We start from the raw sequence: 20,396 nt of genomic DNA, 5'->3' as shown, positions 1-20,396 counted from the left end.
CGTCCCCGGCCCGGCGTCCTTCAGGGAGCCTGCTGCTACGGCTTCTGCCCGGAGGGCATCACCTTGATGCGCTCCCCGTCACTGCCCGTCACCGACGTGCCGGAGGACTTCTGCTGCTCGGCGGACGGCGTGCCCACCGCGAAGCTCGCCACCTTGGAGCGGTGGGCGCCCTGGAAGTCGCCCGTGACGGCGACCACCAGGTGCGAGCGGCCGGCCCCCGGCGTGAAGTCCACGTCGAAGGTCGTCACGCCCGCCGCCACGAAGCTGGCGCCGTCCACGGGCGTGGGGGCGCTCTTCACGGTGAGGCCATCCACGCCGGAGACATTCACCTGGACGCCGGTGGCCGGCGAGTCGAAGCGGAGGGTGACCCGTGCCCGCGCTTCGCCCAACTGCGCGTCCACCGCGACGGGCGCGCTGCTCTTGGCCGTATCGCCCTTGCCCGCCTTCGAGGTGTCCGTCTTCTCGCCCGAGTCGGGCAGGGGCTGCGCCGTGGAGGAACAGGCCAGGGGCGCCGACAGCGCCAGGAGGCCCGTGAAAACTGCGAGTGCCTTGCGATTCATGTGTGCTCCTGAAGTCAGAGACTCGTGATGGAGAGGGCCACGTTGTAGTCGGCGACCGTCTCCGAGAAACCCACCACCACCAGCACGTACCGCGCGTCGGCCTGGCTTTCGAAGGTGAAGGACTCCTCGCCGCTCGCCCCCCTGTCGGCCGAGCCCACCAGCGCTCCCCGCAGGTATGCCTCGATGCCCACGTCTTGCGTCGCATTCGACGCGGTGATGCGCATGGTGCGGCCCGTGCCCGTGAAGACGTAGTACCGGTTCTGCTGCTGCTTGTTGTAGTCCTGGCCACCGCGCAGTGTGACGGTGGTGGTGAACGGGTACGTCGGCGGCACGGTGGCGTACATGGCGCGCAGGCTCGCGTCGCCATCGCCGAAGGCCGACGTCACCGAGCCCACGCTGTAGTGCGCCACCAGCGTGTCCACCGCCGCGGCATCCACGCCCGGCTGCACCTTGAGCGCGCTCAGGAACGAGCCGAGCGTCGTCAGCGCCTCCGTGGACTTCTGCGGGCCCACCAGGACGTCGTGAATCGTCCCCAGGCTGTAGGACACGTTGTCGTACGCGGACTCGCTGGAGCCGGAGTCGAACAGGTCATAGAGGATGCGCATGACGCTGGTCTCCGAGAACACGCCCGGCCTCGGGTCGTCCGTGGGGACGGGCGCCGTCTCCGCGTCGAAGCCGAAGGCCGTCAGCCCACGCGAGCTGCTCCAGAAGGTGTCGGCGTAGACGGACTCCGGCAGGATGATGGCCGCCAGGGCATTGCCATAGCCCTCGCCGAAGGCCAGGCGCGGGTCCAGCACGTCGCCGGAGCCATGGGGGCCGCCCGGGCTGTCCGAGCGGGACAGGTTGCCCTCGAAGTAGTGCCCCCACTCGTGGACGATGACGTGGCTGTCGAACTCGTCGGTGTCCACCCCGTCCTTCCCGAGGATGTAGATTTCGTTCTCCTGGGACGTGAAGTGGGACGTGCTGATGAACCCGAGCGCCTTGTCCCCGCGCTGCGGGACGTTCTTCGGGCTCCAGTTCACCTTGAGCACGGGGAAGTTGACGGTGCGCGCCGCCATGAAGGACCGCGCCGCGGTGTACATGCTGTCGAGGATGGCGAAGGGGGCCGCCGTGCGCCGGTTGGGGTCGAAGCTGGTGCCCGTCCAGCCGTGGCTGGCATGCAGGTCCTTGCTCGTGGCATTGGCGGCGAGGCTGGCACCGACCGACCAGACCGCGTTCCCGTCGGTGTTGTCCTCCACCTGGATTTCCGGCTGCGAGGACTTCGCGAGCGCCACGAGCATCAGCGCGCCGCTGGGGCCGGCGGTATAGGTGAGCGTGTAGCGGCCCTGCGCGTCGGTGGTGCCGGTGGCCAGGATGGCCGCACCCTGCCGGACCTGGACGACGGCGCTGCGCACGGGCTTCGCGACAGTCTGCGCGAAGGCCAGCGTGCCTGACCGGGAGGCCGGCGAGTACGTCGCCGGGACGAAGTCGTACGTCACCGTGCCGCTCAGCGTCACCGGCTGCCCGCTGCCAGTGCCGCCATCGGTCCCGGCATCGGTGCCAGCATCCACGCCCGCGTCGACGTTGACGCCAGCGTCCCGGCCGCTGCCACCATCCTCGTCGTCGTCATCCCCACCCCCGGGGCACGCCGTCAACGAGAGTGTGAGTGCGAGCCCGAGCACCTTGCCGGTGCGGCTCCATCCTGACCTGCGAGACACGAACATTCCGCTCTCCCCCTGCCGCTCGCTTGTCGAGGGCAGGGTCGCATTCTGGACAGGTCCCCCACGAACTCCAAATCGCCCCGGAGGCTGCCTCCCTGCCCCCACCAGGGGTGCGGCCCGGGCCGGGGGCTGGCCCAGGTCTGGGACGGCCAGCCCTGAGCGCCCGGGCCCGCCCTGCGACCTTTCACCGCACCCGCCGTGTGGCTCCGGGCAGGGGGTGACGCGTACACGACGCGGCGGCCCGGGCAGGCCATGCCCCCAGCCATTCGCCTGCCATCAGCCCGTCGCGGAAGGTCCTGGGACGAACCATTCGCCCGCGAGCCCCTCGGCTCTATCTATCCGTCCAGCCCGGTCAGCTTCCGCTGTGCGATACGCTCGTAACGCTCGAGCTCGCGGGTGACGCCGGAGTCCGGATGGCGCTCCCGGGCCCTGACGGCCTCCTCGAGTGCGGCAGCGTAGAGCCCCCGCGCATCCTGCACGTCACCCGCGACGGCACGGCAGGTCGCTGCCCCGACACGGGCGGCAACGCCAAGGAAGAATGGAGCGTCGAAGAGGGCGCGGTAGATGAGCTCGGCGGGCCCCGAGCGACTCTGTGAGAGGAGGCGGTCCGCATCCAGCTTCAACTCATGGGGAGCCTCGTCGCGGAGTGCCTCGATATGGAGACGGTACGCAGCCACTGCTCCCCTCTGGCGGCCGAGCCCTTCGAGCGCGAGGGCCCGGAGCAGCTGCGAACCTTCGTACCAGTCCGGCTCGACGGCGGCTGCGCGCTCGACGACCCTGAGCGCCTGAAGATACGCCCCCCGCGCCAGGAGCGCTCCAGCATGCGCCGCCAGCGCGTCGTAGCGTCCGAGGGCGTCCGCTGTCACCGGAGGCAGCGCACCTGCCGCGAGCTCCGCGAGCCGCCTCTGCAGGGGCTCCGTGTCGGCGCCCAGGGTGCGCGCCCGTTCGATGGCGTGCTGGGCCTCGAGCAGCTTGCGCGCGCGGGCGCGAGGAGTGTCGAGGTCGTGGAGCTGGCTCGCGCGCTCACCGAAACGCTTCGTCAAGGTCGCTCGCAGGCCTTGATTTCTTTCGCAATGCTCGAGACAGACGCTCGCCCGCCCCCACCATTCATGGATGACGTATGAGCGCAGCGCGTCGTCTTCAGGCACCTCCGCGAGGAGCGCTTGGAAATAGGCGGCTGCGTCGGCGGAGTCCGTCGGGTGGCGCATCCAGTAGAAGGAGCCCTCGACGACCCAGAGCTCGTCCGTCCAGGCGCGCTGGGTGCTCATGAGCCGGAGGTCTTCGATGTGGGGGGCGAGCTCGGCAAACAACCTGAGCACCGAGTCGTAGGGCATGTAGACCGGACTCCCGTCGGTGAGGGCGGGACCGCGGTCGAAGTGCCCGCTCTCGAGGAGCGCCTCCAGGCTCATCTCCTCCGCGGGAAATGGGCTCTTGAATCTCCCCAGCTCCTGGGCCAGGTCACTCTCGAGAAGCTCTCGCAGGCTGATGGGTGCCAGGCTGCTGGGCCACGCCGACAAGGGAAGCGACGCACACCATCGCTCGTACGCGAGTCTGACCTCTTCGTCCCGGTCCGCGGCCCAGCGAAGGCCGCGGTGGGTGTCAGGGGCGAGGGCCTCGAAACAGAGCGAATCGCTCGCCGAGGCACGCGGCTCTTCCTCCGGGCGGTCCAGCACGCCAGCTGCGAGCGCCGGCGAACGCAGCCTCCATCGATGAAGCTCGAACGCGTCCCGAATCGATTGTTGGCGCATGGGCTCCACTCACATACCACTCGTGCTGGCCTGGGAAGGCCCGGGAGCGCCAGCGGGGCCGCTACTCCCGCGTCAGCGTCTGGAACACCGCCGGCAGCTCCTTGTCACCGAGGCCCACGCTGATTGCTCGCTTGTAGTTGTCGAGCAGCTCCGTCGGGAAGCGCGCGCTGATACGGGCGTCCTTGCTCAGCCGGACGATGTGCTCGATGGCCGCGACGTGGGTATTGAGGCTGCACTGGTCGCCAGAAAAATCGTTGGTTCCAATCATGCCCTGCGCGGCGTCCGCGGTGACGGAGATCAACCCGAGGAAGGAGCTCTTCTGGGCGAAGAAGGCCTTCGGGTCCAGCCCTTCCGCCTTGCACATGGCCGCTGCGTGGAGGAAGGCCAGGGAGCTTCCGTAGTAGGCCTCGAGAATCGCGCAGTCGAGCGTCGCGGCGGAGCCGATCTTCTCGTCGACGTAGACGGAGTTCTTGGCAAGGGCCTGGAGGGTCTCCAGGTGCCGGTCGAAGACCGCGCGCGACCCGGCGTAGAAGACTGTCGCGTAGTCGGTGGCGACGAACCCCGGGAAGGCGAGGATGGCGGCGTCCAGGTAGTCCACGCCGTGCGCCCGCGCCCACTCCAGTCCCGAGCGGGCATCCGCCGGTGAGCCGCTGGTGAGCTGTACGAGCGTCGTCCCGGCCAGCGCCGAGGCGACGCCCTTCGCGGCGAGCACCTCGAAGCAGGCGGTGTAGGTAGACAGGGAGAGGACGACCAGCTCTCGTCCCGACACGGCTTCGACCAGGTTCTCGAAATCGACCGTGCCACCTCCCACGGCCCGTGCCTTGCCCGGAGTCCTGTTCCAGACCGCGACGTCGTGTCCCGCCACGGCGAAGGCTCGCGCCAGTGCGCTTCCCATGAGGCCACAACCCACCACCGCGATTTTCACAGACCTGCCGGGGGCCATCTTCCGTCTCCTGTTGCTTGAATCCAGCCAGGCTGAGGCCCGGCTGATGGGGCATCCTGCCACCGGATATACGGCGCCCTGTCGCTTTCTTCCCCTGACTCAGCCCCGCCGCTTCACGGGCAGGTCGATGCAGGACGGATGCGCGGCGCCGCGCATGACCCGCCAGGAGGAACGGCCCTCGGCGGGGATGCGCGCGAAGCTGTCGGCATCGGCGCCCGCGAGCGCGACCCGCAGGCGGTGCCCCCGGCGGATGAGGACCGAGCTGGGCAGCAACCCGAAGGTCAGCGTCGCCACCTCGCCCGGCACGAGCGGCCAGGCGTCCTCGCGGCGGAACGAGTGATACGGGACGGGCGTGAGGTAGGGCGGCGCCGAGCCGGACAGCCTCCGGTGCAGCGCCCGGAGCTGCCCCTCCGTCAGGTAGGTCACCCTGCCCCGCGGGTCCACCTCCTCCAGGTAGACGAAGAAGGCGCCGTCCTCGACGGAGGAGGCCACGTGCAGGGTGAGGATGGCGTGTCCGGTGAGCTCCACGTCCACGTCCAGCGGGGCGCTCGTGTACGTGAGCAGCCGCCGGTCCTCGCGGGCGCGGTCCGCGTAGACCACCGGCGTCATCCCATCGGGCGTGTGCCAGCGGTTGTGGGTTCCCGTCGTCGCGGTGAAGTCGACCTCGTAGCTGTCGGCGCCCTCCCCTGCCGGCGCCTCGCGAACGAGGCCGTGGTCCGCCGCGAAGTACCAGCGCTCCGTGGAGAAGCCCTCGGGGGGCCACACGGGTGTCGACTTCCAGGCCTCCTCGCCCACCGTGAAGTAGTGCAGCAGCTTCTGCGTGACGGGCGCGCCGGGCTCGAGCGTCCGGTCGAAGAAGGCGCCACACTCCTCCCACTGACCGGCCATGGAGGGATTCGGGCGGCTCCTGGGCCGGGCGAAGGGACTGGCATGGGTCTTCATGTTGTGACTCCACGCCCCGATGACGCCCACCTGGGGGTTGGCGAAGTTGAGGAACCGGTGGATGACCGCGTCGGCGGTGCGGCCGTCGAACCAGCTCCCCCACCCGTACACCGCCGCTCCCGAGGCCTCGATGGCCTCCTTGCGGCGGAACTGGCTGAAGTCGTCGGTGGTGACGGGCTGCGCGCCGAACGCGTCATCGCGAAAGGTCATGGCCCGCACCGCGGCCCAGACGTCGACGTTGTCACGGTGCGCCTCCAGGGCCGCGCGGACCCGCGAGCGGTCCGCGTCTCCGTCCACGGGGCGGACCCCGCGCACCATCAGCCTCGCCCCCAGGCCCCAGGCGGACGGGACGCGGCCGGCGTCCAGCATGCGGTTGGTGGCATCCCACCGCCGCATGAACTCCGCGTTGAGGAGGCCTCCCGGCATGACCACGTCCGTGTACACGTCGAACTCGATCTGCTGGGGAATCACCGCCCGGACGCACTCCGGCGCCGCCGCCGCGAGCAGCTCCGCGGTGGTCCCCTCGTAGGAGATACCCACCGCGCCCAGGTGGCCGTTGCACCAGGGCTGGTCCGCCACCCAGCGGGCCACCTCACCCAGGTCCGCGACTTCCACGTCCGACCAGGGATGGGCCCAGGTGCCGGACGAGGCGCCGGAGCCGCGCACGTCGACGACCACCACCGCGTACCCCCGAGCGACCAGCGCGTCACCGAGGGGCTCGCGCGGCCCCATGGGCACCCGGTCCGGGGGAGACAGGCGCAGGTCGAAGCTCCGCCAGTAGCGGCTCATGACCAGCACCGCGGGGAGCCGCTCGCCGTCCGGCAGGTTCCTGGGAAGGTTGACGTCGAGCGCGAGCTGGACACCGTCACGCAGCGTCAGCGGCAGCGAGCGGGTGACCACGCCCTTGAAGCGCGGCGGAGCTGACACGGGAGTGCCGGGGAAGCGGCCCTGGTCGACCATGGGGCAGGCATTCTCGGCACTCCCGGGGCGGATGTCACACCCGTCAGCGTGAAACAGCAGCCGCCTGAACCTGCCGGTGAAGCTCCGGCGGTTCGTTGATGCCCTGGGCCGTGCTCGTCCTAGCAGCTGGTGACTGTCTCGGCCGTGCACGTGTCGACGCCGGCGCCGCCGTCCGCGGAGTCGTTGCCCGCGCCGCCGGTGAGGGTGTCCGCCCCGGCGCCGCCGGCCAGGATGTCGTCTCCGTCGTTGCCGTTGAGGATGTCGTTGCCCACACCGCCTCCAATGAGGTCGTTGCCGAGGCCCCCGCTCAGCAGGTCCACGCCGTCACCGCCGAAGAGGGTGTCGACTCCATCGAGTCCCTCGATGCGGTTCGGGCCGATAGTCCCGAACAGGGTGTCGTCGAACGCGGACCCGTAGACATTCTCGATGTTGTCGAAGAACTCCATGGACCCGGCGCCGTCGAAGCTCTGGATGCCGTTGTCGAGGTACACCACCACGCCGCCCGGGTCGTTCACGTAGTAGACGGTGTCGCTCCCCGTACCTTGATCCGCATACGTGTCGGACCCGGCCCCGCCCGCGTAGATGTCGTTCCCGTCCTCACCGTCAAGGAAGTCATCGCCGCCGTTCCCACAGATGATGTCATTCCCCCCGCCTCCGTAGATTTCATCGTTGCCTCCCAGCCCGACGATGACGTCGTTGCCGGCCCCTCCTACGAGCACGTCGTCACCCGCGCCACCGACGATGGTCGCAACCGCGCCGAGGCAGGTGGGCTGGGCCAGCGCCTGGCTCGAGACGGTGACGCAGAGGACCAGCATCGCGGCGAAGAAACTCGTGAGCTTCATGGTGTTCTCCCGGTGGCCCGGCCCGCATCCGACGCTCGGAGCTTCGTGGCCACCAGGGTCTATGAGCCGGCCCGCGAACTTCTGACATGGGCCCTCCACGAAACCCGACACAGCTAATACCTCCCCCAAAGAATGCTGGGCCCTCCGCGCCTCGGAAAAGGGCGGGTCGCGTTCCGGAGTCAGACCGTTCTGATGTATTGAGCCGCGTCACATCGCTGTCCCCCCCCACCAGGAGTCCCCTGATGCGCCGTCTTGGCTCAGCTGTCCTTGCCGTGAGCATGTTCGTCGGTTGCGGCGGTCTCGAAACCGCACCGTCCTCCGAGCCGCTCGCGTCGCCCTCCCTCGAGTCGCAGCAGTCGCCCATCCTCACCACCACGGATGTGGACGTCGCTCCGGAGTGTGAGGGCATCCTCGTGTTCGCGAACACGGCGCCGTACCACACGCTGGACGCGTACCTGCCCAGCAACGTCGTCACCAACCTCGTCAACCGGCGCGCGACGGCGCCCTTCACGTCGCTGGCGGACCTGTCCTCGGTGCCGCTGGTCGGTGCGACCCGCCTCAAGGAGCTCGAGCGCGGCGCCCGCACGCTGGACTACATCGACGCGGACTGCACCGGCATCTTCGACGGGCTGGCCCTCTCCCATGACGACGCGGCCGCCATCGTGTCGCTGGTGAACACCATCGACGACTCGGAGCTGCACGACGTCCTGCCGGACGCGTGGAACGGCGCCGTGAACCTCCTCGGCCTGCGCCCGTTCACGTCGGCCCAGGCCATCTCCAACGTGGCGGGCATCGGCGAGGTGAGCTTCCGGAACATCCGGAACGCGGCCACGCTGAGCCGGCCCTTCGAGGCGCTCGCCGCCGCGGTGAACGCGCTCCCCAGCAACGGCTCCTCTGGCGCGCAGCTGCGGCGCCACTTCGACTGGTGGAACGAGGTCACCACCCAGCACGGCTACTCCCGGGCCGGCCCGACGTGCTTCGGGCTCGAGCCCAGCAGCGTCCCGTCTGGCGCGACCATCCGGCCGTACCTGGCCAACGCCGCCGAGGTGCGCGCCGAGGTCGTGTCCACGCTCGCCTACGTCAACGCGAGCAGCAGGATCTCCAGCAGCATCATCAGCGCGGGCCTGGCGAACCTCGACGCGCGCATCGCGGGGCGCACGTTCAAGGGCTGCATCTACACCTACGCGGATGACCCGTGGAGCAGCCACACCGTCTCCATCTTCGTCGACACGGTGAACGGCTTCAGCGTGATGTCCGAGACCTGGTGGGCGGAGTAGTCCGAAGCTGACGCTCCGGAGACAAGAAGCCCCAGGTTCCGCGCAAGGAGCCTGGGGCTTCGTCCTGCCTGGAGTCGGCGGGGCCGCCAGCCCCTCGCCTTCAAGGCGGCGCTGGCATGGCCTACTCGTACCACGTGGGCACGACGGCGCGGACCTCGGGCAGCGCGGCGATGCGGCAGACCGCGTCCCATGCGGCGGGAGTGAGCGCGCCGTGGTGTGAGACGCACTCCGTGGCTTCCGTGGGGAAGAAGTAGAGCGTCTCCCGGGACGTGTCGCAGCCCGCGCGGCCCCGTGAAGTCCCGGCGCGGACCGTGGGGGCAAGGGCCTTCACGCGGGCAACGAGCGCGTCGTCGCCCGTCGGAAGGCAGAACTCCACCGAGCCGTCGTTCTGGCACCCCGTCTCCCGGGTGAAGGCCAGCTCGTGCAGCGGGCACTCCGGAGCCGGGCGCTCGGGTGGGGCGGCGCACGCGGACAGGCCGACGAGCAACAGGCGGGACACGGCGAAGCGTCTCATGGAGCGTCCTCGAGGCCCGCGCGCAAAGGTCGCGAGCGGACCAATCCTGACACGTCTCCCCACCCCTGCTTCATGGGCGCGTCAGTTCGGACCCGGAGGCCGTCGAAGCATGATAGAGGCAAGGCCACGCGCGGAGACCTTCCGCGTGTGGCGCGCCCCCGCGCGTCAGCCCATGGAGCATGTATGGGCGTGGAGGGTGACAGATGCAGCCTGGTCGCGTCTCGGGACGCCTTGTCTTCGTGTTGCTCTGCGGTGTCTTCGTCCTCGGCTGCGAGCAGAAGAGCGCCCTGCCCTCCTCGGAGGAGGCCGTCTCCCTGGCGCGGGCCTACTTCCCCGAGCTCGCCGCCGACGTGACGGCGTCCCCCGGCGCCGCCCTCGCGCCCGCCTCCACCGCGCAGGCCCGTGCGCTCACCGCCCAGGTCACCGGGAGCGGCTCGCTCACGCTGACGACGCGCGGGCTGACCTTCCAGGTCGAGCAGACGCCTGGCCCCGGAGACGCCCCGGCGCTGCGCCATGAGCGCGCGGTGGCCTTCGCCGGAGAGCGTCACTTCTGGTTCCCGGTGGGAGCGTCCACGGAAGTCGGCCAGGGGTGGCGGACCTCGCGCCTCGAGGAGGCCTGGGTGGTGGACGGCGTTGAGGGCCTCCACCGCGCGCAGTACCACGTCGCGCTCCCGCCCTCGGTGCGCCGCCTCCATGACGCCGGGGAGTACGTGGAGTTCCTCGACGCGCAGGGGCGCCCCGTCCTCCGCTTCCATCCCTCCGAGGTTCGCGACGCGCGCGGCCAGTCGCGCCGTGGCGGCGTGCGGCTGTCGGGCGTGCGTGAGACGCCGCGCGCCAACGTGTTCGAGGCCGAGGGCGCCCGGGTGGGCCTCGTCACCGAGGTCTCCCTCGAGGGGCTCACCGCGCCGCTGGTGGTGGACCCGGGCTGGTCGTCGACGGCCGGCATGGCGACCCCGAGGGCCCAGCACGCCTCGCTGCTCCTCCCCGACGGCGACCTCCTGGTGGCGGGCGGCGTCAACCGGACCGGGTTCGTGACCACCGCCGAGCGCTTCGACCCGGAGACCGGCACCTGGGCCTCCGCCGCGAGCCCCGGCATCCAGGGCAACATCACGGTGGGCGTCCTGCTTCCCACCGGCCGGGCCTTCATCCTGACGGACGGCAGCCAGACGGCACGCGTCTACGACGCCGCGACGAACACCTGGTCCCCCACGCTGGCGATGTCCGCGTCCCGCACCCTGCCCACCGCCACGCTCCTGCCCTCGGGGCAGGTGCTCGTCGCGGGAGGCTCCAACCTGAACACCGCGGAGCTCTACGACGCCGCGACGAACACCTTCACCGCCACCGGCGCCATGTCCGTCGTCCACCGGGCCCACACCGCCACGCTGCTGAGGGACGGCCGGGTGCTGGTGGCCAGCGGCTTCAACGGCGCGGGCGAGGTGCCCGACGCGGAGCTCTACGACCCCGCTGCCGGGACCTGGTCGCTGGCGGCGCCGCCCCTGGTCCCCCGGCACTATGCGACCGCGACGCTGCTGCCCGACGGCCGCGTCCTCCTCGCCGGAGGCTTCACGAGCACGGGGGTTACCACCCACGCGGAGCTCTATGACCCGGCGGCCAACACCTGGACCGCCACCGGCGCCCTCCTCCATCCGCGAAACGGCCACTCGGCCACGCTGCTGCCGGACGGCAGGGTCCTGGTCCAGGGCGGCTCGGATGGGGCGCGCAACGCGCAGCCCGTGTCGGAGCTGTATGACCCGGCGACGGGAACCTGGGCCGCCGCCGGCTCCCTGGCGGTGGCGCGCGAGAATGCGGGCGCCACCCTGCTGACGACCGGACAGGTGCTGGTCAACGGCGGCTACGCCTCGAACCCGACCCTGACCTTCTTCGCGAACGTGGAGCTCTACGAGGCCTCCAGCGACCGGGTGTCTCCGGCCGGCAACCTCGCGTCGGGCCGGGGCTCGGCCGCCGTGCTGCTGCCGTCGGGCCAGGTGCTGGTCGCGGGGGGCCGGGGTGCGGGGGGCGTGCTCGGGACGGCGGAGCGCTACACGCGCGCGAGCAACACCTGGGCTCCCGCCGCCGCCCTGGCCACCGCGCGCGAGCGCGCCACGCTGAGCCTGTTGCCGTCCGGCCGGGTGCTCGCCGTCGGCGGTGGGAATGGCGTGGGACCGCTGGCCTCGGCGGAGCAGTACGACGCGGTGGCCGATGCCTGGACGTCCGCGGGCACGATGACGACCGCACGCGACGGCCACACCGCGACGGTGCTCGGCTCGGGCCGGGTGCTCGTGGTGGGTGGCGCGGGCACGGGGGCGGCGGAGCTGTATGACCCGGCCGCCAATGCCTGGAGCTCGGCCGCGTCGGCCGCCACGCCCCGCTCGCGTCACGCGGCCGTGCTGCTGCCCGACGGAAGGGTCCTGGTGGCGGGGGGTGAGAATGGGGGCGCGCTGCTGGCGTCGGCGGAGCTGTATGACCCGGCGACCAACACCTGGGCCCCCGCGGCAGGCCTCGCGCAGGGACGGGCCTCGCTCACCCTGACGCTGCTGCCTTCGGGCCGGGTGCTGGCGGCGGCGGGCACCTCGCTCGCGGCGGAGCTGACGTCGGCGGAGGTGTATGACCCGGTCTCCAACACCTGGGCCCCGGCGGGAGCGCTGGCCGGCCCGCGCGCCCTGCACTCCGCCGCGTTGCTGCCCTCGGGCCGGGTGCTCGTCGCGGGAGGCCAGGGGCCGGGGGGGACGGCGCTCGCCACCGCGGAGCTGTACGACAGCGCGACGAACACCTGGAGGCCCGCATCGGGCCTCGCGGCCGGGCGGCAGGGCTTCGCCACCGTCGTGCTGCCCTCGAACGAGGTGCTCGCGGTGGGTGGGCAGGGCGCCGGGGGCGCGTGGCTGGCGAGCGCCGAGCTGTACGAGGACACCGCGGCGCAGCCTGCCCGGCGTCCGGTGGTGACGGGCCTCGACACGGTGCTGCGCGCCTGCTCCGCTCGCCTCACCGGCACGCTGTTCTGGGGCGTCTCCGGAGCCAGCTCAGGTGACTACAAGGACTCCGCGACGAACTTCCCGCTGGTACGGCTGCAGGCGGCCGAGGGGCGCCGGCTCTGGACGCTGCCGGGCACCGAGATGTCCGCCACCAGCGTGACGGTGACCATTCCCGCCAGCGCGACGCCGGGTGCCTACGTGCTCTCCGTCTTCGCCAATGCGATAGGCAGCGGGCGGATGGTGACTGTGGTGGAGAACACCGCGCCAGTGGCGCGGGACCTGACGGTCTCCACGCCGGAAGGCGTGCCCGTGAACCTGTCGCTGGTGGCGACGGATGCAGATGCGGGACAGCCGCTGAGCTTCGTCATCGTCACCCCTCCGGCCCATGGGACGCTGAGCGGTACGCCGCCCTCCGTCACGTACACGCCCAATCCCGGCTACCTGGGGCCGGACAGCTTCACCTTCCGGGCACGCGACTGCGGCCTGGACAGCAACGTCGCCACCGTGACGCTTGGCGTGAGCGGCGACGAGACGCCTCCGGACCTCACGTGTCCGGAGGACGTGCGGGTGAGCTCGAACACGCCGGATGGCGCCATCGTGACGTATGAGCTGCCGGAGCCGACGGACCCGGTGTCTCCCCCCACTGTCACCGCGTCGCCCGAGTCCGGCTCCCGCTTCCCGTATGGGGTGACCCGCGTCACCGTCACCGCGACGGATGCGTCCGGCAACGCCGCGCAGTGCACGTTCGACGTCACCGTCCAGGCGCAGGTGGTGAAGATTGCCGGCGGCAGCTGTCAGGCCGCCGGAGGCGGCGCGAACGCGGCGCTGGTCGTGCTGTCGCTCCTCGCCATGTGGGCGGGGCATCGGCGCCGCCGGGAGCGAGGCGCCCCGTGAGCTTCCTGACTCTCCTCGTTCGACTCTTCAGCTCGAAGGACCTTCCCTTGCGTGAATCGGCACGGACCTGTGTGCTCATCGCGGCGCTGACCGCGGCCAGTGCCTCGGGGCAGACGCTCTCCAGCCCCCTGGTTGCGTTCGACGCGGAGCGCCTGCGCCTCAGCGCCGCCGCGACGGACTCGCTGCTGGTGGACTCGGGGCGGCTGCTCTCGGAGGGCGGCTATCGCCTGAGCCTGCTGGCCAACTATGAGCGCGGCATCCTGGTGCTGGAGGGCACCGATGGGGTCAGCCGCTCCATCCTGCACTACCGGACGTCGGCCTGGCTGATGGGGGCATGGTCTCCGGTGGACCGCCTGGAGCTGTCCGCCCGGCTGCCGGTCATCATCTCCCAGGGTGGCCACGGCGCGCGGATGCTGGCCGGTGTCGCCGAGCCTGCGTCCTCGGGGCTCGGGACGCCCGAGGTGGGAGCGCGCTACTCGGTGCTGCGGCGTGAGGAAGGAGCGCCGGTGTCGCTCGCGGTGGGGCTCGACGTGGGGCTTCCGGGCGGACGGGCGAGTGCGTTCGGCCGGCAGGAGCACTGGGCCGGGTTCCAGTTCCTGCCCCGCGTCTCGTTCGGGCGCGAGGTGGGGATGTTCGCGCTGGGCGCCAGCGTGGGCGCGCGGGTGAGGTCGAAGGAAGTCGAGCCGGGCCGCGAGGTGGGCACCGAGCTCGAGCAGGGGCTGATGGTGGCCACCCGAGGTGACGGTCTTCGCGGCGAGCTGGCCCTGCAGGTGGCGGAGTCACTGGTGGAGCCGGACGTGGCGGTGGAGCTGCTCGGCGGTGTGCGGCTGCCCATCGGCCATGGCTTCGAGCTGAACGCGCTCGCCGGCCATGGCTTCACCGACATCCCGGGGACGCCCTCGTGGCGGGCGGGGCTGGGAATCGCCTGGGCCCACAACCCTCCGTCCGAGGACGTCTGCCAGGGCGGACGGAAGCACACGCCCGAGCAGTGCCCCGACTCCGATGATGACGGGGACACCGTGTCCAACAAGGAGGACCGCTGTCCGCTGGAGGCGGGGTCGCCGGACAACGAGGGCTGCCCGGACAAGGACTCGGATGGAGATGGCGTCGTCGACCGTCAGGACCGCTGCCCGAACGAGGCGGGGACGCCGGAGCACGACGGTTGCCCGGCGCCGGACTCGGACGGCGACGGTGTGCCGGACGCCTCGGACCGCTGCCCCGACGAGAAGGGCACCGCGGAGAACCAGGGCTGCCCGGCCGTGAAGGACACGGATGGCGACGGCGTGCCGGATGCCTCGGACCGATGCCCTGACGAGAAGGGCACCGCGGAGAACCAGGGCTGCCCGGCCGTGAAGGACACGGATGGTGATGGCGTACCGGATGCCTCGGACCGCTGCCCTGACGAGAAGGGCACCGCGGAGAACCAGGGCTGCCCGGCCGTGAAGGACACGGACGGCGACGGCGAGCCGGATGCCTCGGACCGCTGCCCGGACGAGCCGGGAGTGGCGGCCCGGCAGGGCTGCCCCGAACCTGTCTCGCCTCCTCCCGCGGCGGAGGAGCCGCTCTCCCTGTCGGACCGCAAGCTCATCTTCCCGGTGGGCCGCTCCGAGATTCAGGAAGACGGCGCGCGCATGCTGGATGAGCTGGTCGGGCTCCTGAAAGCGCGGCCCGGTGTCTCGATTCGCATCGAGGGCCACACGGACAACACGGGACCGGAAGAGCTCAATCGCACGCTGAGCCAGGAGCGCGCGGAGGCGGTGCGGGCCTACCTCATCCAGCGAGGCATCGCCGGCTCTCGCCTCGAGGCCCGGGGCTACGGCCCGTCGCGCCCCTTCGCCTCGAACGACACGCCAGAGGGCCGAAGCGAGAACCGCCGCGTGGAGTTCATCGTCAAGGACTGACCCGGGAGCGCCCCAGGGAGCGAATGCGTCCATGAAGCACATGGACTTCGCCCCTGGGGGCAGGGTGCCGGCGCCTCCTGTGTCCTTTCCTGCCAATCGCTGTCAGACGTAAAACCTGACAGGAACCAACGGTTCGCCAGCCCACGGCGAAGCCGCCGCCTGTCTTTGCCGCGCGTGCCCTGAAGCTAGACTGGCTTCATGGCGATGAATCACCGCATCTACCTTGTTCCCGGCTTCTTCGGCTTCACCCACCTGGGCGACAAGGAAACAGAGCGACTCTCCTACTTCCAGCACGTCAAGGAGTGGCTCGAGCAGCGGTTCGTGGCTCGCAACATCGCGGGCGTGCAGGTGGAGCTCCTGGCCTCCGCCCCCACCTCCTCGCTCGAGGCGCGTGCGTTCAGCGTGCTCCAGGAGATGGCCGGGACCGCGAATGAGGACGACGCGGAGCTCCACCTCGTCGGGCACTCCACCGGGGGGCTGGACGCGCGGAGCGTGGCCTCGCTGCGCGGGAGCTCGAAGGCCCCGGCCTTCGTGCGGCGCGTGCGCTCGGTCGTGACGCTTGCCACCCCTCACTACGGCACCCCGCTGGCGAGCTTCTTCCACCAGGGCGACGTGGGGCAGACCCTGCTGCGCTACCTGTGGCTCGTCACCTTCTTCACCCTGAACCACAAGGACATGCCCCTCAGGACCGCGGTGCTCCAGGCGCTCCACTGGAGCAGCCGGCACAGCAGGCGGTTGAACTTCCCCCCCAACGTCTTCGACGAGATTGCCAGGGTGGTGGGCCAGCTCTCCGAGCACGAGCGCGAGGAGCTCAATCGGTTCTTTGGCCAGATTGGGAAGGACCAGGCGCTGATTCGAGACCTCACGCCGCGCGTGGTCCGGAAGTTCAACCAGGACACGCCAGACGCGGAGGGCGTGCGCTACGGCTCCATCATCACCGGCGCACCGCCTCCGCCTGGAGCGTTGCGGCGGCTGTTCTTCAGCAGGCTGCTGCCTCCAGACTCCATCATCTACGGCATCTTCGCCCTGCTGTATGAGCGGAGCGCGCCCCTCGCCCCCGAGCTGGAGCTCCCCGAGCGCACGCCCGAGCAGACCCAGGCCCTCCGGGCCGCCTTCGGGGAGAAGTTCGAGGCCTGGAGCGACGGCATCGTCCCGAGCCGCTCACAGGTCTGGGGAAGGGTCCTCCACGTTGCGACCGCCGACCACCTCGACGTCACGGGCCACTTCGACCAGCCCGACAAGTACATCAGCTGGCTCAAGTCTGGCTCCCGCTTCAATGAGCAGCACTTCCACGAGGTGTGGGAGCACGTCGCCGACTTCACGGCGGGTGGGCAGCGAGCACCGTCGCCCGGGCCACACGCGCGGCCGCTGAGCCTCTCCTGATGAGCCCCGGCGCCGCTCGACGGGCTACGTCGCCTCCCGGCTTACCGAGGACTCCGGCTCCTCCAGCGGGCCCTCGGGCCGGTACTCCACCCGGGCCGGGTGGGCGACCTCCCGCGCGCCCCGGGCGAAGACGGGGAGCAGCACGCGGAACGTGGTGCCCTTGCCCACCTCGCTCTCCACTGAGATCTCCCCGCCGTGCGACGCGACGATGCCATGGCATACCGCCAGCCCCAGCCCCGTCCCCATGCCCACGGGCCGGGTGGTGAAGAACGGGTCGAAGACGCGGGCGAGATTCGCGGGAGCAATCCCGCAGCCAGTGTCCTCCACCTCCACCAGCACCTTGTCCGTCCCCGCCGCCCGGGCCCTGACGTGGATGAAGTGCTGCTGTCCCCGCCCCGGCTCAATCGCATGCGCCGCGTTGAGCAGCAGGTTGAGCAGCACCTGGCACAGCCGCGCCCCATTGCCGAACACGGCGGGTGCCCCGTCCACGTCCCGCACCAGCCGTGCCCTCGGGCGGATGAGGTGCATGGCCATCTTCTCCGCGCTGCGCACCACCGCGCCCAGGTCCACCGGCCCGGTCTCCATGCTGTCCGGCCGCGCGAGGTTCCCCAGCTCCCGGACGATGAGGCGCACCCGCTCCGCGCCCTCCCGTGCCTCCGCCAGCGCCGCGGGCAGCTCCGGACTGTCCGGCCGCCGGCGCAGCTCCTCCTGGACGAACTCCAGGTTGCTGATGATGAAGGCCAGCGGGTTGTTGATTTCGTGCCCGATGCCCGCCGCGAGCTGCCCCACCGACGCCAGCCGGTCCGCGAACAGGAGCTGCGCCTGCGTGGCCCGGAGCTGTCCCAGGCTCTCCGTGAGGCGCGTGTTCGCCTGCTCCAGCTCCGCCGTCCGCCCGCGGACCAGCTCCTCCAGCACCGCGTTCTGGCGGCGCGTCTCCCGCTCGGCCGCCTCGGCCTCCTCTCGCGCCCGCCGCTGCTTCTCCGCGATGAGCTCCTGGAGCTGCCGCGCCATGCGGTTGAAGGTTCGCGCCAGCCGACCGTACTCGTCCGCCCGGTGCTCGGGCAGCAGCTGCTCGAAGTCCCCCTGCCCCACCCGCTCCGCGCCGGCCTGGAACTCCCGCAGGGTGCGCCGCAGGGGCACGAGCATCGTCAGGGCCAGCCCGCCCACGAGCAGCACCGACACCACCGGGAAGCCCATGCCCAGGACCTGGGCGAACTGGAGGCTCTTGTTGCTCCCGCTGAAGAGGGCGGCCTTCTCCTCCTGCTCCCTCTGCAGGGCCAGCAGCAGCAGCGGCTTCACGTCTCGGGCGTAGGCATGGCGCGCCTCGTTGAGGAACCGGACCTCCGCCTCTGGCGCTGACGCTCGCGCGACGGTCGCCACCTCCACCAGCCACGCGTGATGCGCCTCCCGCAGGCGCTCCAGCAACACGGCTTCGGTTTCGGAGGGCTCGCCGCCTGCCTCCTCCTCCTCTTCGGCCAGCAGGTGGATGCGCTTGAACACGGCATCCGACTGCGCCACCGCGGCTTCCCGGACGTCATCGATGGACCCCCGGGTCTCGATGGCGTCCAGCAGCGCCTGCAGATAGAGGGCGGAGTCCAGGCGCAGCTCCTGGAGGAGCCGCTCCTGCGCCTCGGCGGCGATGCCACGGTCCCGCGTGCGCCGGCCCTGGACGGAGCCCATGATGAGCGCGCCGCCCATGGCCACCACGAGCCCCACGGCGGCCAAGGCAAACAGCAGGACTCTTGCTCGCATCGTCATGCGCTGCCTCCGCCAGCTCCTTCAGGCAGGAGTCCCAGCGCCGCGCCGAGGGCCGTCTCGCGCAAGCACAGCAGACCACTTCTGGTGCCTTGTTAACAATACGGGGCCGCTGATAACAGGTTGAGCCCCCTCCGAGCGTCGGCGGAACCGCGACCGCGGCTGGGACACGCCGCTTCATCGACTGCGGCGACGCGAGCCTGCGCGCGTCCTGGCGGCCGGCTCCGGCGCTCCCTCGCACGACGCGCCAGGGGGGCTTGCCACGGCGGCTCCGGCGCGTGGCGCCGCGGCACGAAGCCCGGAGGCCCCTGACGCCTGCCGCGGCCCGGGCGCGGACGTCCTGGGCGGAGAATCATTGGACCTTGGTACAGGGGCGTCCGGGTGTCGGTCCGCAGGCGGTGCGCGTCCACGGGGGAGTAGCCTTTCACCGTTATGTCTAGGAATTCCTGGAAGTGATACGGTCCGGCGCGCTACCTGGGGCCGTCCGCCGTGTCGGGGCGGACGCTCCCGCACTCCGAAGGAGTAGACCGTGACTCGTCTTGGTGTGGAAGCACGCCCGGCCTCGGGCGTCTCGCGAGCCGTCCGGCGTGTCTCCCGTGCGCTGGGCGCCCCGTCGCTGCTGCTCATCCCGTTCCTCGCGTACGGCGGTGGAGCCGGGGCCTCGCGGGAGGAGGCCGCCACGTCACAGGTCGCCCAGGCGCGGGGGGATGAGGCCGCGGCGCGTCCGGTGCCGCACGACGTGCGGGAGATGCTGCGGGAGATGGACGAGCAGAACATCGAGAACACCATCCGCACCCTGGTGTCGTTCGGGACGCGCAACACGCTGTCCGTCCAGGACGACCCGGCGCGCGGCATCGGGGCCGCGAGGGACTGGCTGCGCAGCCAGTTCGAGGCCATCGCGGCGAAGTCGGGCGGGCGGATGACGGTGGAGCTGCAGAGCTACCTGCAGCCCCCCGCCTCGCGGATTCCAGTGCCCACCGTCATCACCAACGTCGTCGCCACGCTGAAGGGCTCGCAGCGCGAGTCGGAGGGGCGCGTCTATGTCGTCAGCGGCCACTACGACTCGATGTGCACCGACCCGGTCGACGCGACCTGTGACGCGCCGGGCGCCAATGACGACGCGTCGGGAGTGGCCGCGGTCCTGGAGCTGGCGCGGGTGATGGCCACGCGCTCCTTCGATGCCACCATCGTCTTCATGGCCGTCGCGGGCGAGGAGCAGGGGCTGTACGGCTCCACCTACTCCGCCACGCAGGCGAAGGCGGCGGGGCGCAACATCGCCGCCATGTTCACCAACGACATCATCGGCAGCTCGCGCGCGGATGACGGCTCGAGGGAGCCGTTCACCGTGCGCGTGTTCGCCGAAGGGGTGCCCACGAGCGAGACGCCCGCGGAGGCGAACATCCGCCGCTCGGTGGGCGGAGAGAACGACTCGCCCTCGCGCCAGCTCGCGCGCTTCGTGAAGGACGTCGGCGAGAACAGCGCCACGCGCATGCGGGTGAACATCATCTACCGCCGGGACCGCTACCGCCGGGGCGGGGACCACATCCCCTTCCTCCAGCAGGGCTACCCGGCGCTGCGCTTCACGGAGCCGCACGAGAACTACGCCCACCAGCACCAGAACGTGCGCACCGAGAACGGCACCGTGTTCGGCGACCTGCCCGAGTTCGTCGACTTCGCGTACACCACGCGCGTGGCCAGGGTGAACGGCGCCGCGCTCGCGGCGCTGGCCCGCGCCCCGGCGGTGCCCGCGAACGTCCGCGTCATCACCACCCGGCTCACGAACGACACGGAGCTCGCCTGGGATGCCAACCCCGAGCCCGACGTCGCGGGCTACGAAATCGTCTACCGGGAGACCTCCGAGGCGCTCTGGACGCACACCCTGCGGGTCGGCAACGTGACGACCTTCACGGTGCCAGGGCTGTCGAAGGACAACTACTTCTTCGGGGTGCGCGCGGTGGACCGCGAGGGCCACCGCAGCCCCGTGGCCTTCCCGCGTCCGGCGCAGTAG

At 71.0% G+C, this 20,396-nt stretch carries 13 protein-coding genes; 5 read left to right on the top strand and 8 right to left on the bottom strand.

Annotated features, from left to right (window positions below):
• Positions 1–35: 35 nt before the first annotated feature.
• From LXT23_RS23175 to LXT23_RS23150, 6 genes are all read right to left on the bottom strand, one after another.
• Positions 36–560: a hypothetical protein gene (locus tag LXT23_RS23175; RefSeq protein ID WP_253982450.1), complete on the bottom strand. Its 525-nt coding sequence runs from the start codon at positions 558–560 to the stop codon at positions 36–38.
• Positions 561–574: 14 nt separating this feature from the next.
• Complete coding sequence (locus LXT23_RS23170) at positions 575–2,263, bottom strand: hypothetical protein (RefSeq protein WP_253982449.1); 1,689 nt, start codon at positions 2,261–2,263, stop codon at positions 575–577.
• 332 nt (positions 2,264–2,595) lie between these two features.
• Positions 2,596–4,008: a hypothetical protein gene (locus tag LXT23_RS23165; protein WP_253982448.1), complete on the bottom strand. Its 1,413-nt coding sequence runs from the start codon at positions 4,006–4,008 to the stop codon at positions 2,596–2,598.
• A gap of 61 nt (positions 4,009–4,069) precedes the next feature.
• Positions 4,070–4,951 carry an NAD(P)-dependent oxidoreductase gene (locus LXT23_RS23160; RefSeq protein WP_256561102.1) on the bottom strand — a complete coding sequence of 294 codons (882 nt, stop codon included), beginning with the start codon at positions 4,949–4,951 and terminating at the stop codon, positions 4,070–4,072.
• Positions 4,952–5,050: 99 nt separating this feature from the next.
• Positions 5,051–6,853: a CocE/NonD family hydrolase gene (locus tag LXT23_RS23155; RefSeq protein WP_253982446.1), complete on the bottom strand. Its 1,803-nt coding sequence runs from the start codon at positions 6,851–6,853 to the stop codon at positions 5,051–5,053.
• A gap of 119 nt (positions 6,854–6,972) precedes the next feature.
• Positions 6,973–7,695 (bottom strand): calcium-binding protein, encoded by a 723-nt coding sequence (locus LXT23_RS23150; protein ID WP_253982445.1) that lies wholly within the window; start codon positions 7,693–7,695, stop codon positions 6,973–6,975.
• A gap of 278 nt (positions 7,696–7,973) precedes the next feature.
• Here LXT23_RS23150 and LXT23_RS23145 point away from each other — a divergent pair, with 278 nt between their 5' ends.
• Entirely contained in the window at positions 7,974–8,972 is a 999-nt protein-coding gene (locus LXT23_RS23145; RefSeq protein ID WP_253983140.1) for a hypothetical protein, read from the top strand.
• 121 nt (positions 8,973–9,093) lie between these two features.
• On the opposite strand, the gene LXT23_RS23140 is transcribed toward LXT23_RS23145, so the two are convergent.
• The gene (locus tag LXT23_RS23140; protein ID WP_253982444.1) at positions 9,094–9,486 is read right to left on the bottom strand and encodes a hypothetical protein; all 393 of its coding nucleotides are present in this window, start codon (positions 9,484–9,486) and stop codon (positions 9,094–9,096) included.
• A 203-nt stretch (positions 9,487–9,689) separates the two neighbouring features.
• On the opposite strand from LXT23_RS23140, the gene LXT23_RS23135 reads away from it, so the two are divergent.
• From LXT23_RS23135 to LXT23_RS23125, 3 genes are all read left to right on the top strand, one after another.
• Positions 9,690–13,349 carry a kelch repeat-containing protein gene (locus tag LXT23_RS23135; RefSeq protein ID WP_253982443.1) on the top strand — a complete coding sequence of 1,220 codons (3,660 nt, stop codon included), beginning with the start codon at positions 9,690–9,692 and terminating at the stop codon, positions 13,347–13,349.
• The gene (locus LXT23_RS23130) at positions 13,346–15,250 is read left to right on the top strand and encodes an OmpA family protein (protein ID WP_253982442.1); all 1,905 of its coding nucleotides are present in this window, start codon (positions 13,346–13,348) and stop codon (positions 15,248–15,250) included. The genes LXT23_RS23135 and LXT23_RS23130 overlap by 4 nt, the downstream gene beginning before the upstream one ends.
• Before the next feature lie 198 nt (positions 15,251–15,448).
• A complete protein-coding gene (locus LXT23_RS23125) occupies positions 15,449–16,633 on the top strand; it encodes an esterase/lipase family protein (protein ID WP_253982441.1) in 1,185 nt (394 codons plus the stop codon).
• Between the two features lie 24 nt (positions 16,634–16,657).
• Here LXT23_RS23125 and LXT23_RS23120 read toward each other — a convergent pair whose 3' ends face one another.
• Entirely contained in the window at positions 16,658–18,385 is a 1,728-nt protein-coding gene (locus LXT23_RS23120; protein ID WP_253982440.1) for a sensor histidine kinase, read from the bottom strand.
• Between the two features lie 532 nt (positions 18,386–18,917).
• On the opposite strand from LXT23_RS23120, the gene LXT23_RS23115 reads away from it, so the two are divergent.
• Positions 18,918–20,396, top strand: coding sequence for a M20/M25/M40 family metallo-hydrolase (locus tag LXT23_RS23115; RefSeq protein WP_253982439.1), 1,479 nt, complete (start codon positions 18,918–18,920; stop codon positions 20,394–20,396).

The sequence above is a fragment of the Pyxidicoccus xibeiensis genome (genome assembly GCF_024198175.1).
Classification (GTDB): domain Bacteria; phylum Myxococcota; class Myxococcia; order Myxococcales; family Myxococcaceae; genus Myxococcus; species Myxococcus xibeiensis.
The sequence above is the reverse complement of the archived record's forward strand: the minus strand, read 5'-3'. Positions and strand labels throughout refer to the sequence as shown.

Excerpts from the sequence above, each read along its gene's own strand:
- LXT23_RS23175 (WP_253982450.1), bottom strand. The coding sequence starts at position 560 with ATGAATCGCAAGGCACTCGCAGTTTTCACGGGCCTCCTGGCGCTGTCG.
- LXT23_RS23170 (WP_253982449.1), bottom strand. The coding sequence starts at position 2,263 with ATGTTCGTGTCTCGCAGGTCAGGATGGAGCCGCACCGGCAAGGTGCTC.
- LXT23_RS23165 (WP_253982448.1), bottom strand. The coding sequence starts at position 4,008 with ATGCGCCAACAATCGATTCGGGACGCGTTCGAGCTTCATCGATGGAGG.
- LXT23_RS23160 (WP_256561102.1), bottom strand. The coding sequence starts at position 4,951 with ATGGCCCCCGGCAGGTCTGTGAAAATCGCGGTGGTGGGTTGTGGCCTC.
- LXT23_RS23155 (WP_253982446.1), bottom strand. The coding sequence starts at position 6,853 with ATGGTCGACCAGGGCCGCTTCCCCGGCACTCCCGTGTCAGCTCCGCCG.
- LXT23_RS23150 (WP_253982445.1), bottom strand. The coding sequence starts at position 7,695 with ATGAAGCTCACGAGTTTCTTCGCCGCGATGCTGGTCCTCTGCGTCACC.
- LXT23_RS23145 (WP_253983140.1), top strand. The coding sequence starts at position 7,974 with ATGTTCGTCGGTTGCGGCGGTCTCGAAACCGCACCGTCCTCCGAGCCG.
- LXT23_RS23140 (WP_253982444.1), bottom strand. The coding sequence starts at position 9,486 with ATGAGACGCTTCGCCGTGTCCCGCCTGTTGCTCGTCGGCCTGTCCGCG.
- LXT23_RS23135 (WP_253982443.1), top strand. The coding sequence starts at position 9,690 with ATGCAGCCTGGTCGCGTCTCGGGACGCCTTGTCTTCGTGTTGCTCTGC.
- LXT23_RS23125 (WP_253982441.1), top strand. The coding sequence starts at position 15,449 with ATGGCGATGAATCACCGCATCTACCTTGTTCCCGGCTTCTTCGGCTTC.
- LXT23_RS23120 (WP_253982440.1), bottom strand. The coding sequence starts at position 18,385 with ATGCGAGCAAGAGTCCTGCTGTTTGCCTTGGCCGCCGTGGGGCTCGTG.